Below are 12,700 nucleotides of genomic sequence, written 5' to 3' on the forward strand. Positions count from 1 at the left end.
TCTCCTTGGTGGCGCCGCCCAGATAAACGGTATATGTGCATACCGTATACGGTATCTTAGCGATCGTCTGGTCGGCCCTTATTTATTTGAGTGGTTCTCCGGGCTCAGCCCAGAGGGATGTTTGCTATGAATTCCTTGAGGAGGGCCTGTTGGGCGAGGTCCGAAGCTACGGTGTCCTCGGGGTGCCACTGCACCGCATGGATCCAGAACTGGGCTCCCTGAAGTTCCAGTGCTTCGATGGTGCCGTCGTCGGCCCAGGCCGTGGCGAGCAGGCCCTTCCCGAGGTTCCTGACGGCCTGGTGGTGATAGCAGGAGACCTGGGGGTTTCGGGCGATCGATGACGTCAACGAGCTGGCATCGTCGAGAGTAATAGTGTGGATCTGGTTCATGTGGGGGGTGGGAAGGTGCTGTTCCAGATCGCCGCCCAGGGACACATTCAAGATCTGCATGCCGCGGCAAACGGCGAGGGTGGGCACCTTATTTTCCACCACGTACCGGGCAACGGCGAGATCAAACACGTCCTGCAGGTCGTCCCCGGCGTCGGACTCGGCATGGTCTTCTTGCCCGTAGCGCCAGGCGGCTATATCCCCGCCTCCCGGAAGCAGTACCGCGTCAGCGAAATCCAGCCGCTGCGACACCTCCTCATAGAGTGCGCCTTCTGACGTTCCGGGATCTGCGACCGGAAGTATGGTGACCGGCTCGCCTCCGGCCTCGTAGACGCCCTTGATGAGTGCGTGAGCGTTGACCAGTGCCTTGTACCTCAGCGCAGAGGCGCTCTCGGAAAATCGGCCCGGTACGGCAATCAGGGGTCTGCGCCGCTGTGTCTCCATTTTCCTGTCCATTCTAAAATTTTGGGTGCTCCGCGCACCGGTCGGTAACTGTCTGTTTGGTCCTTCAGCCCAGAACGCGGGCTTTTGGCACCAGGAATTACTGTGCGTTTAGGAACCAATCCAGCAGTTCCCTGGTGTTACGTTCAGCAGCCGGCTCGTGCGCGGCCCACCCGCGTCGGAAGTCGTTGATGGGGAGAATCCCCTCCAACTCGTGGCCGCCGATTCTGATCCATTCCTCCATAAGTTCCGCGTCGGCCTCCGGGTGGAACTGAACTCCGATGGAGCGGCCGCTCTGGAAGACCTGCGGAGCGACGGCGGTCCTGGCCAGCACGTCAATATGGTCGGGCAGTTCGACCTTGTCGCTGTGCCAGGAAAACCATGGACCGGGCGCTATCGGACAGGTGTGTCCGGGTTCGAATGTGATCAGCCCCGCTTCGGTCCTGTCGGCGCGCACAGTGCGCCCGCCCAGGCTCTCGGCAAGCAGTTGGGCGCCAAAGCAGATGCCAAGGTATGGGGTCCCTTGCTGGTGGAGCATCGAGATGTACTGGATCTCCCGGGTTATCCAGTCCTCTGAAATCTCGTAAATATGGCTGAAGGAGCCGAAAGCAATGACGGCGTCGAAGTCGCCGGGAGCAGGGAAACGGGGGTCGATTGTCCGTGTGCCGTCCTCGTTGATGGAGAACACTTCGTGCGTGTGGATGGCATGGCCGGCCTCGAGCAGCGCCTGCCCGACGATGCCGGTGTCGGTGGAGGACGTCTGCTCGTGCGTGATGAGGAGTATGGTCTTCGAATTGGAAGTCATGACTCCCATCAGAGAATGTCGTGGTAGCGGTTGAACTCCCAGTCCGTGACGTGGGCAGCGAAGGCAGCCAACTCGACCCTCTGCATCGCGCAGTACGTGTCCACGAAGATTCCGCCGAAAGCTGCCTTGGCGAACGGGCTGCCGGAGAACGTGTTCACGGCCTCAGCCAGTGTTGAGGCCACCCTCCGAAGAGAGGGATCACTATGGGGATCACCGGACGAAATGGGCTGCAAAGGCAGATCATTCCGCAGCCCGTCCAGGCCCGCGCGGAGGTAGCCCTGGGCCACCAAGTAGGGATTTGCGTCCGCGGCGGCCCAGCGCACTTCAAGGCGCGTTCCTGGACCGGCGTTGGTAATACACCGGACACCAACCATGCGGTTGTCCAGGCCCCAGCACACCTGGGTCGGGGAGAATGAGTAGTCCACGATGCGCTTGTAATCGTTGACCGTCGGAAGCGCGATCGCCTGAAGCTCCAGCTGATGCGCCACAAGCCCGCTCAGGTAGCGGCGCATGACATCCGAGTGCACCTGGCCTTCAACATCTTTCGTCGAGAACACATTGATTCCGTCGCTGTTCCACAGGCTTTGATGCACGTGGAGTCCGCTGCCGGCGCCCCCGTTGATGGGTTTAGCCATGAATGTGGCGTTGAGCCCATGTTGCCGCGCCACCTGCCGCACGATGTGGCGGAAGAGAATCGTGTTATCCAGCATCGTGATTGCATCGCCGTATTTCAGGTTGATCTCAACCTGGGACTGACCGTATTCGACGTTGCTGGCCTCGACCGTGATCCCGGACGCCGTGAGCGCGGCACGGATTGCACCGACCACCGGTTCAAGTTCATTTGCCCGGTCCAAGGAATAGCAGAAGGACTTGTCCGAAATGGGCTTCCAGTCGCTGGTGAACAGATGGAATTCCAGTTCCGTGGCCATGTCCACTCGGTAGCCCATGGCCTCAAACTCCTTGAGCGTATCCTTCACCATGCCCCGCCCATCCATGGCGATACGCTCACCGGTCTTGGGATCGCGCATGTCGCACATGACCGTCGCCATGCCCTTTGTCCATCCGGCCACCCGGAACGTAGGAAGATCGGGCACGGCATGCATGTCCGGATATTCGCTGTCCTCGGGCGCCCACGGCGTCGGGTGAATATCACTGCGCATGTCCCAGGAGAACGCCACCTGCGCGATGCAGAATCCGGCTCCAGTCAAAAACTGTTCCAAGGGAAGCATCTTGCCGCGCGGCAATCCCCACGTGTCTGTGAAGACGCATTCAACGGTGTGGATGCCGTTTTCCTCCGCGATCCTTGCACAGTCCTCCAAGGTTGACGGCGATGTCAAAGCGATGGGGTTCATGAGGTTCCTCGATCTCTCACTAGATATTCGATATTTGATCAGTGTAATCTAAGTCACTAGGTAGCGTATCCCGTATACCAAATATGAACGGAGATCCCCTTGAAAGCAATAGTCGTGAGCAAGCCTCATTCCCCCCTGGAACTGGTGGACCGGGAGATCCCGGTTCCGCTTGGGCCGGAGGAGGAAGTGATCCGGGTTCTGGCTTGCGGAGTCTGCCATTCCGACCTGCACGTAGCTGATGGTGATTTCGGCGGACCCTACCCTGTGGTGCTGGGACACGAAGTGGTGGGAGAACACCCTGAATTGGGTCGCGTCCTGCTCTACGCACCGTGGGGCTGTGGCTTGCCGGAGTGCCGTCAGTGCTCATCGGGGTTGGAAATGATCTGCCCGAACGGCCGTGAAGCGGGCATCGTCTCCGACGGCGGCTATAGCGAATACATGCGGGTCCCCAAACGCGACTACCTCATCCCCATTGGAGATATGGATCCGGCTTCCGCGGCACCGCTGGCCTGCGGCGGCCTGACAGCCTTCCGCGCGGTCAAGCGGGCGCTGCCCCACCTGCAGGGCAAGAACTCCAGAGCGATCGTCATAGGAGCAGGCGGGCTGGGGCAGTTCGCCATTCAGTTCCTCAAAACCCTGACCAACGCGGAGGTGACCGTCGTGGACACGTCAGCCGACAAGTTGGATGTGGCGAGCAGCCTTGGTGCCGACCTGACATGCGGCGTCGAAGGGCTTACCGGCAGATACGATGCAGTCATCGACTTTGTGGGAGCAGACGCGACCATGGCAGCGGCAGCATCGAGTATCGACCGACAGGGCATCATCATCGTCGTCGGTCTCTGGGGCGGCCGTATTGAGTTTGGCGTAGGAGTCCTGCCCAGCGAAGCAGTTCTCACCACGAGCATCTGGGGAAGCCTTGATGAGCTCAAGGAACTTCTCGCGTTCGCCCAGAATCATCCACTGCAGCACACTATTGAGCCCATCCCGCTTGACCAGGCCCAGCACGCACATGACCTTCTTCGGGCTGGCGGCATCAAGGGCCGCGCGGTTCTTGTCATGGGTTAGGCTTCCCGGCCGCCCATCCGTACACCCTCAAATCAATCGTTATAGAACACAAGGAAGTGGACTAGCAATGACGTCACCAGAACAAGTATTGACTGTGCCCCCAAGATCCGCAGTGGAGGGGGAGGCCCCTGACAACCAGTTGCATCGGAACTCCATGGGCGTTGCCGGGATCGTATTTTTCGTTGTGGCAGCGGCAGCGCCCATTGCGGGCATGACGGGTCTCGTCCCGAGCACCATCGTCCTGGGCAACGGGGCTGCCGCCCCCGGAGCATTCCTCATTGCCGGCATCATGCTGATGTTTTTTGCTGTCGGCTACGCAACCATGAGCCATCATGTGACCCATGCCGGGGCGTTCTTTGCATACGTGGGGCGGGGTTTGGGTGCACCGTGGGGTGTTGCCGCGGCTTTTGTCTCCGTTTTGTCCTACTGCCTGGTCCAAACGGCCATTTACGGATTCCTCGGGGCCACCGTCTCGCAGAAGATGACATCGCTTGGGCTTGACCTGCCGTGGTGGTTCTGGTGCCTTCTGTGCATCGGTGTCGTCCAGGTCTTCGGCATCCTTAACGTTGACCTCGGCGCAAAAGTCCTCGGGGTCCTGCTCTCGCTGGAGCTGGTGTCGATGGTTGTCACCGGTCTTGCTGTCGTCTTCCAAGGCGGGGGACCCAACGGACTCGACTTTGCGGCTTCGTTCAGCCCGGAAAACGTCTTCCAAGGCGCCCCCGGGATCGCATTTGCCTTCGCCTTCGCAGGTTTTATCGGATTCGAAGCCACCGCAATTTACGGCGAGGAATGCCGTGATCCAAAACGGACCGTTCCCCGGGCAACCTATGCTGCCGTCATCATCATTACCTTGGTCTTTTCTCTGACGTCGTTCGCTATCATCTCCGGTGCTGGTTCCGCAGACATCGTCAACCGGACACTCGAAATGACAACCCTCGAAGGCACGCCTTTGGCCGACCCCACCCAGCTGCTCTTCTCCGTCGCCGGACAATACGTGGGGCCCTGGCTGCCCGAAGTCATGAGCTGGCTGCTGATCTCGAGCCTTTTCGCCGGGGTTCTGGCGTTCCACAATTCCGCTACGCGCTACTTCTACGCAATGGGCCGTTCGGGGCTGCTGCCTGCCAGCCTCGGCGTCACCGGCCGGTTCAAGACACCCGTACGTGCATCGGTACTTCAGACAATCATTGGTGTCGTGACAGTCGTGGCCTTTGCCTTGGCAGGGCTCGACCCTGTCGTAACCCTTTTCTACTGGTTCGCCATCACCGCGATCCTGGGACTGACCTTCATCCAGGGGCTGGTCTGCATCGCAGTCATCCGCTTCTTCAGGGAAACCCGGGCCGATACCCGCATCTGGAATACGTTGATCGCACCTCTGCTGGGACTGGTATCCATCATCGTGGCCGAGTACCTCTTGCTCTCACGCTTCGGACTCATCAGCGGCACAGCAGGCGCGGACAGCCCGGAATGGGAAATGAATGCCACCGGATGGTGCCTCGTCGCACTCCCCTTTGTAACATTCACGATTGCGCTGGCCTACGGCTTCATCCTGGAGCGCAAGAAAAGCGACAACAAGGTCCTGCAGGAATTCGTTTCCTGATGCGGGAAGCGGGACGGTTACCGGCGCCGTCCCGCAGCCGGACCGTCAACACACCCGGGCCGAAGTCACTACCGGGGAGGCGCTGAAATACGCTGTGTCAATGACACCCGTCCCCCGTCCTCTGTCGCGCCCTGTAGAACGTCGCAGGAATCTTCGCGAAGAAATAGCGGAAAGTCTGCGCAACAGAATCCTGACGGGTGAATTCAAGCCAGGCAGCCGCATTGATTTGGCCGCTGTATCTGAGGAGTGGGGAGTCAGCCAGCTGCCTGTCAGGGAAGCCTTGATAGCCCTCGAGGGCGAGGGCTAGGTCATGTCTTACCCGCGCCGAGGGCACTACGTCCAGTCGCTCCAGCCCGAGGACATTATCGATCACTACGAAATCTTCGGACGAGTAGCGGGAATGGCGGCAGCGCGTGCCGCCCGGGCCTTGTCATTTGAACAAGTTCACGAGCTCGAGGTAATCAACGAAGCCATGCGTGCGGTGAAGGACCCCGAAACCCAAGAGAATTACAACTTCCAGTTCCACAAGATCATCAATAGCACGGGTAGTTCCCACCGCCTGATGTCCGTGATCCGTATCCTCTCCAAAACCATGTCCTTACGCTTCAGCGAGATCATTCCCGGCTGGGACCAGCAGGCAGCCGACGAGCATGAGGAGATTCTCGACGCGCTCCGCCAGGGTGATGCCGAGGCCGCTCGAACCGCCATGGAGAACCATCTGTCAATCAACGGAGTCCGAGCGGCAGAGGCACTGCAGCGCCTAAATTTCTTCCCGGAGGCCTAAATCCTCGGCGATGGGGAAGCCTCTCAAGCTCTCCACCTGCTCAGGGGCAAGGGTGGGGCCGACCATTTTTAGCCCTTCCAGACCCAGATCAGGAGAGAGATTATGTCCGCAACTGACCGCCAACTCCGGCGAGTCAAAACTGGACTTCAGCCGGTGGTGCCACGAGAGCGGAAATAATCCAACACGGACAAACAATAGTGACCGGCACCATTGACGGTGTCACGGACGACGGTGCCATCCTCTGGGTTCAGCCCAAATCGCAGAATCCTGCGCTAACCCCAAGGCTCAAAGTTGCATGTGCCTTTGTCGAAGGGTGCCTGCATTCGTTCTAAGGTCGACGTGCCGTAAGAGGAGGGGCCCTGTGGATTAGAAAACTCCTGACGACCAACTTAATAGTCGGGGGTTGTTGCATCTTCGGCCGGTTCGCAGGGCATTTAGAACGGTGGCGGCTGCTTCCGCCGATCCTTTCTGGTACCTGGACCAGTTGGGGTTTCCGCGATCGGGTGCTGACCATCCGGTGTTGAGGAAGTACGCATCATCAATAGGCCATGCGTCGGCCGGCAGGAAGCGATCGGAGACAACCTCGCATTGAAAGGTGCCATCATCGAGCGTGAGCTGTCCGTACGCGGAGTAGTGCTGACGCCCAATGTCGTAGGTAATGAGAAGATAGTCGCGACTAGTCATGGTCTCAAGGTCTTGCGCCACTGCCGCCGTCACTGCGGCCCATTCTTTTTCGATTTCCTGCTCTCGGACTTCAACCTGGGGGGAGGATTGTTCAGATTGCAGCCAAGCGGGCAAGGGCATGCCAATGCGATTCAGGAGCCTAACAACGGTGTCTTCCACAAAGACGTCCTCGGGTTCATCGACACCCTCGGCTGCCATCATCGCCCTCAAATCTGAGGGGTCGACCTTTGTTCCGACCACGTTCGAAGCCCAGCGCGAAAACCCGGAAGATTCGACCTGAAGATCGACGGGATCGCTTGCCGCGGGATCGTCGAAGTAATCCCGCGGCTGGAATCCTACATAGAAGCGACCGGTGACGCCTCATGCTGGTAGTCCACAGTGGCAAAGCTGCTGTCGTGGACAGAAATCCGGAGCTCCAATCAGTAGTTTCGCCGTTCTTCGTGGTGCCGGTTCTGCCAGCCGGTCACGATCCATTCATCGAGCAGGTCCTGAATCTCCGGCAGCGAGAAGACGGCCTGGCCCTCGGCGTTCTTGCCCCGCCGCTCGACCGAGGAACCGAGATAACCGGTGACGTACTGGGCGAAGAGCGTGCCGATGGACTGCAGGGTCCGTTCAATGACGGGCTTGTCGGTGGGCGTATCGGGGTGGGCCGGCTGGAGGCTGATGCCCTGGCTGCGGCAGGCGCTCTTGAACGTGTTGGAGAGGTAGGCCTTGCCGTGGTCGCAGACGATGGTTTCGGGCACGATGACCGGTTTCGCGGCGGCACCGGCAAGGCGTTCGTCGATGGATTTCATCGACCGGTAGGGCAGGGCCGAGGCGGCCATCGACGCCGCCTTTGCCCAGCCGGGCCTCATGGGTTCCGGGGTCAGGCAGCGGGCGAGCAGGAGGGCCGCGTCGACGGCCTTCGTGGCGGGCCGGATCACCGCGGCGGGGATGCTGCGGGTGGCGATGTCGACCATGGCCGTCAGTTCCACGCGTCCGATGACGCCGTCGTCGAGTTCGACGGCGATGTCCAGGGGAGGGGAGTCGATCTGCATCAGCTCCCCGGGCCTGACCGGATAGACGGCGCCGAAAGGCGCCTCCGGCCGCTGGGCAAGGGTGCGTCTGGTCCGGGCTGACCCTGTCGCGTTACGGCCGGCGGCAAGCCGGCCGATAAGCTGGTGAAACGTCGCCCGGGAAGGAAACGGAACAATCCCGGGGCCGTGCTCGGATTCCATTTGCTTGCGGACCTGGCGCATCAGCCGGTCCATGGATCCCGATGATTGCTGCGTATTGGCCTCCAGCGTTGACAGAATGGCGTCGACCACGCGCTGGTCGGTTTGTCCGGCGACGGGAACGCGGCGGATGAGCCGTTTATCAACCAGTCCGATGACTCCCTTCTTCCCGTATGCATAGCGCAGCCTCTGCAGCGAACCGATGCTCATGGTTTCACCCAGCTCGTGAAGCTCCGCCAGCTTGGCTTGGTCACGCTGCCGCAGGGAGGTATGTGCGAAATTATAGGTTCGTCTGGCCACCTGGCCTGGGTCAGCGTTGCAAGGGACGCCGTCCAGGACCTCGGTGATGTGTCCTTCCAGCCGCCGCGCTTTCTGCCGCACTTCCGGAGGCAGCGAGTCAAACAGCGGGGAGGGACCGGTAATCCGCCGCCGCGTTGGCCGTGTTCCCACGATTCTGAAGGTCTCATCGGCAAGGAGCGACCCGACCTTCATGGCGACCGGTGCTTCGCCGGCAACGGCGAGCATGGCGACGTCGCCGTCAAGGGCCGTGAGCCGATACGTGATTCCATGGAATTCGACGTCATCACCGAGCTTGAGCAGCACAGGTTTAGTTGTCACGGAGCCGCTCCCAACTCCACCCGGGTATCCATGTGGAGAATGCGGTGCTTGAGATCCCCGCAGATTCTCTGCTTCCACAGCAGGTGAAAAACGGTCGGGAGGACGATGACAGGGTCGGCCGCCGCCGCCGCAGCCAGGCCACGTATGGATGCGGGGCCGTTCGATAGGACGTCCGTCAACAGTGTGGCCATGGGCTCGTGCGAACACCTCGGATGCCGGTAACCGGCCAGCCACCGCAGGTTCGCCAGATAGACGGCGGACAGTCCGCCCAGACGCTGATAACCCCAGGCCACCGACGAGCAGAGCTGCGCCGTGGCATCGAAAACGTTCTGATCGGCGGGCTTCACCCGGAAGTCCGGCCGCACATCGATCACGACAGCTGATCCATCCGCGCGCCGGACGAAATAGTCGGGCACATGTGAATCCTGGGGGAGTGATGCAGGCAAAGTGATGCGGAAGGGCTGGGACGAGACCCGACGACCTCCGGATCGAAGTGGTTACGTCCCGCTGAGTGGTGGAGTTTTCTCGACACCGTGCAGGTCAGTTATTTGATTATGCTGCCGTGAGTTCGGGGAGCAAAATCGCCTCCTTTATCGGCGTGGCGGGTGTCGTGTTCATGGCCTTGAGTTCGGCCATGGAGGCCTCGGAGAGGTAGCGGCGGTCGCCGGCTTCCCATTCGTCGTGTTGCTCGACGAGGACCGCGCCGGCGAGCCGGAGAAGGGCTGCCGGGTTGGGGAAGACCCCGACGACGTCGGTGCGTCTTTTGATCTCTTTGTTGACTCGTTCCATGGGATTTGTGGACCAGATCTGGCGCCAGTGTCTGGCCGGGAACCCGGTGAACGCGAGGACGTCGTCCCGGGCGTCGCCGAGCATCGCGGCGACCTTAGGGTGGGATTTGAGGAGCATCCGGGTGACTTCGTCGAACTGGGTGTTCACGTGTCCGGCGTCGGGCTGGGCGAAGGCGGTGCGGATGATCGAGGCGACCATGTCCTGGGATCCCTTCGGCACGGTCGAGAGCACGTTTCTCATGAAATGCACGCGGCAGCGCTGCCACGCCGCGCCCTGGAATACCGTGCCGATGGCTTTCTTCAGCCCGCTGTGGGCGTCGGAGATCACCAGCTTCACCCCGTCCAGCCCGCGGGCCTTCAACGACCGCAGGAACGCGGTCCAGAACCCCTCGTTCTCGCTGTCGCCGACGTCGAAGCCCAGGACCTCCCGCCGCCCGTCCGCGGCCACGCCGAAGGCGACCACGATGGCCTGGGACACGACGCGGTGCCCGACGCGGGCCTTGCAGTAGGTGGCGTCGAGGAACACGTACGGGTAGTCCATGGCGGAGAGGTCGCGGTCCTTCGAACGCGCCGACTTCGTGGTCCAGGTCCTCGCAGATCCGGGACACTTCAGACTTGGAGATCCCCGTGCCGGCACCGAGGGCCTTGACCAGGTCATCGACCTTGCGGGTCGAGACCCCGTGCAGGTAGGCCTCCATCACGACCGCGTAGAGGGCCTGGTCCACGCGGCGGCGGCGTTCGAGCAGGGCCGGGAAGAACGACCCGTTCCGCAGCTTGGGGATCTTCAGGTTCAGGTCCCCGGCGGTGGTCGTCAACGTCCGGGGCCGGGACCCGTTGCGTTGGGTAGTGCGCGTCTCGGAGCGTTCGAAGGGGGCGGCGCCGATGAACGCGGTCGCCTCGGCCTCGATGAGCTGCTGGTACAGCGTTTCGGTCGCGGAGCGGATCCGGTCGGAGACATCGGTGAGTTTCAGTTGGCCAAGCAGGTCAAGCAGGGCAGACTGGTCTAGAGCCATCGTGTGTTTGTGTCTTTCTGTGAGTGACTTTGATCGGTACTCACTGACCATCGCACGATGGCTCACTACGTTGCCGGAGCAACGCGCAACTGCGGAGATCTACACCATTCCGCGGGACGTAACCATCGAAGTCCAGGCACATCAGATGGTCACGTTCGCACCAGGACTCAAAACCGACATGCCGCTGGTTCGTGCCACACCACCACAGACCGGCAAAATTGCGTTGCCCTTTGAAGGCCGCTGCGGCCCGAATCGGGCGGCCGTTCTCGCACGGGATCATCCAGCAATCTGCAAGAAGACCGGTCGTTGGCGCAGAAGAAAACTGCTCCCTGAACGTCAGGGCGCCTGGAGCAATTTCGCGTCCGGTACAAGCCGCGGACGCCGCAGCTGCGAGTCCCATGCCTTAACTGTAGTGAGACGAAACCCGCTCATGCCTCAAGTGAAGTGAGACACGCCGAGCCAATACCTTAACTGTACTGAGAAAGAACGCCACAATGCCTTAACTGAAGTGAGAATGCCTCGACTTAGATGAGACGGGACATCCAAGCAGCCGACAACGTCAAGGGCGTATCACTATGTCCTAATCTGCAGATTCTGCAATCGGATCACTTCAGCTTTACATAATGTTGATTATCGGCATTCCGGGAGGGCGACTGGAAGGGGCTGCATGGCCGCTTAACCAGGCCGGTTGGAATCCGCCCATCTTCAGGTCCATTGCCGCGCCGAATGCATTGTCTTTGGCGCCGTCCGCGCTGAGAATGAACCATGACGGTCTACCTGAGGTCCCTGGAAACTGCTGTTCCGCCAACTGTCCTGATCCAGTCCGAGGCCCGCGATGTGTTCGCGGCCCAGCCAGGGCTCACCAGGCTGGGTACCCGGCTGGTGGCCACGTGCTTTGACTCGGCGGCCATCGACACCCGGTACACCGCCGTCGAGGAACTGACCAAGGACAGCCGGGCCGAGAATCCGCAGTTCTTTGACCCGGCAACGGGCTTGCTGCTCAGCCCCAGCACGAAGGTCAGGAACGACATCTTCGCCACCGAGGCCACCAAACTCTTCGTCGAGGCCGCCCGGAAGGCCCTGGCTGCCTGCCCCGGAATCGATTTACTTGACATAACTCATCTTATTACCGTCTCCTGCACAGGCTTTTTCAACCCCGGCCCGGACTACAAAATCGTCCGTGCCCTGGGCCTGAATCCCGCGGTCCAGCGCTACCACCTCGGTTTCATGGGCTGCTACGCGGCGTTCCCGGCGCTGCGGGCCGCCAAATCCTTCTGCGAGGCCGATCCGGACGCCGTTGTGCTCGTGGTCTGCGCGGAACTCTGCTCCCTCCATGTCCGGACCTCCAACGACCCGGACACCATCATGGGCTCGGCCCTCTTTGCCGACGGCGCGGCGGCAGCCATCGTCAGCGCCCGCGAGATGCCAGGCGTTGCGGCGCTGCTGCGGCTGGACCACTTCGAGACGGTCCTGACCCCGGTCGGCGAGGATTCGATGGCGTGGAACATCGGCGACCAGGGCTTTGAGATGGTGCTCGGAAACTACGTCCCGCACATCATCGATGACCACATCATCGGCGCCCTCGAACCGTTGCTGTCACGCGACGCCACCCTGCTGGGACTCCCCTACCGGGAGATCCGGCACTGGGCCATCCACCCTGGCGGGCGCAGCATCCTGGACAGGGTCCAGTCCCGGCTGGACCTCACGGACGAGCAACTGGTGCCGGCCCGCGATACCCTGCGCAACTTCGGGAACATGAGCAGCGCCACGGTACTGTTCGTGCTCAAACACATCCTGGACCTTCCGGCCGGCGGCAGCGAAACCGGAGACGAGCGGATCTGTTCCATGGCATTCGGGCCCGGGCTGACGGTCGAAACGGCCCTGTTCACCAAGATCCGCGTTCCTGACCGGGATGCCGGACCCGTCGTCCCGGCATCGGCGTTGGCCTGAGCC

General features: G+C 61.2%; 11 protein-coding genes and 1 pseudogene. 5 read left to right on the forward strand and 7 right to left on the reverse strand.

Annotated features, from left to right (window positions below; translation table 11 throughout):
• Positions 1 to 104: 104 nt before the first annotated feature.
• From E5206_RS12430 to E5206_RS12440, 3 genes are all read right to left on the reverse strand, one after another.
• On the reverse strand, positions 105 to 830 hold the full coding sequence (locus tag E5206_RS12430) for a type 1 glutamine amidotransferase (RefSeq protein ID WP_136322751.1): 726 nt from the start codon (positions 828 to 830) through the stop codon (positions 105 to 107).
• 97 nt (positions 831 to 927) lie between these two features.
• Positions 928 to 1,632 (reverse strand): hypothetical protein, encoded by a 705-nt coding sequence (locus E5206_RS12435; protein WP_168709332.1) that lies wholly within the window; start codon positions 1,630 to 1,632, stop codon positions 928 to 930.
• Positions 1,633 to 1,640: 8 nt separating this feature from the next.
• Entirely contained in the window at positions 1,641 to 2,984 is a 1,344-nt protein-coding gene (locus E5206_RS12440; RefSeq protein ID WP_136322753.1) for a glutamine synthetase family protein, read from the reverse strand.
• Positions 2,985 to 3,098: 114 nt separating this feature from the next.
• On the opposite strand from E5206_RS12440, the gene E5206_RS12445 reads away from it, so the two are divergent.
• From E5206_RS12445 to E5206_RS12460, 3 genes are all read left to right on the forward strand, one after another.
• Complete coding sequence (locus E5206_RS12445; RefSeq protein WP_136322754.1) at positions 3,099 to 4,049, forward strand: alcohol dehydrogenase catalytic domain-containing protein; 951 nt, start codon at positions 3,099 to 3,101, stop codon at positions 4,047 to 4,049.
• A 211-nt stretch (positions 4,050 to 4,260) separates the two neighbouring features.
• Positions 4,261 to 5,646: an APC family permease gene (locus tag E5206_RS12450; protein ID WP_240689702.1), complete on the forward strand. Its 1,386-nt coding sequence runs from the start codon at positions 4,261 to 4,263 to the stop codon at positions 5,644 to 5,646.
• A gap of 310 nt (positions 5,647 to 5,956) precedes the next feature.
• Complete coding sequence (locus tag E5206_RS12460) at positions 5,957 to 6,430, forward strand: GntR family transcriptional regulator (RefSeq protein ID WP_136322757.1); 474 nt, start codon at positions 5,957 to 5,959, stop codon at positions 6,428 to 6,430.
• A 366-nt stretch (positions 6,431 to 6,796) separates the two neighbouring features.
• On the opposite strand, the gene E5206_RS12465 is transcribed toward E5206_RS12460, so the two are convergent.
• The 4 genes and pseudogenes from E5206_RS12465 to E5206_RS12480 all read right to left on the reverse strand — a co-directional run bounded on the left by E5206_RS12465 (position 6,797) and on the right by E5206_RS12480 (position 10,747).
• Positions 6,797 to 7,315: a hypothetical protein gene (locus tag E5206_RS12465; protein ID WP_136322758.1), complete on the reverse strand. Its 519-nt coding sequence runs from the start codon at positions 7,313 to 7,315 to the stop codon at positions 6,797 to 6,799.
• A gap of 218 nt (positions 7,316 to 7,533) precedes the next feature.
• Positions 7,534 to 8,946: a DDE-type integrase/transposase/recombinase gene (locus tag E5206_RS12470; RefSeq protein WP_136322759.1), complete on the reverse strand. Its 1,413-nt coding sequence runs from the start codon at positions 8,944 to 8,946 to the stop codon at positions 7,534 to 7,536.
• A complete protein-coding gene (locus E5206_RS12475) occupies positions 8,943 to 9,362 on the reverse strand; it encodes a TnsA-like heteromeric transposase endonuclease subunit (RefSeq protein ID WP_240689703.1) in 420 nt (139 codons plus the stop codon). The genes E5206_RS12470 and E5206_RS12475 overlap by 4 nt, the downstream gene beginning before the upstream one ends.
• 136 nt (positions 9,363 to 9,498) lie before the next feature.
• Positions 9,499 to 10,747 (reverse strand): annotated as a pseudogene (locus E5206_RS12480) (IS256 family transposase).
• 19 nt (positions 10,748 to 10,766) lie between these two features.
• Here E5206_RS12480 and E5206_RS12485 point away from each other — a divergent pair.
• Both E5206_RS12485 and E5206_RS12490 read left to right on the forward strand, forming a co-directional pair.
• Positions 10,767 to 11,195 carry a hypothetical protein gene (locus E5206_RS12485; protein ID WP_136322761.1) on the forward strand — a complete coding sequence of 143 codons (429 nt, stop codon included), beginning with the start codon at positions 10,767 to 10,769 and terminating at the stop codon, positions 11,193 to 11,195.
• A 317-nt stretch (positions 11,196 to 11,512) separates the two neighbouring features.
• Positions 11,513 to 12,697 (forward strand): type III polyketide synthase, encoded by a 1,185-nt coding sequence (locus E5206_RS12490; RefSeq protein ID WP_136322762.1) that lies wholly within the window; start codon positions 11,513 to 11,515, stop codon positions 12,695 to 12,697.
• The last annotated feature ends 3 nt before the right edge of the window (positions 12,698 to 12,700 follow it).

Source organism: Arthrobacter sp. PAMC25564, from assembly GCF_004798705.1.
GTDB lineage: Bacteria > Actinomycetota > Actinomycetes > Actinomycetales > Micrococcaceae > Arthrobacter.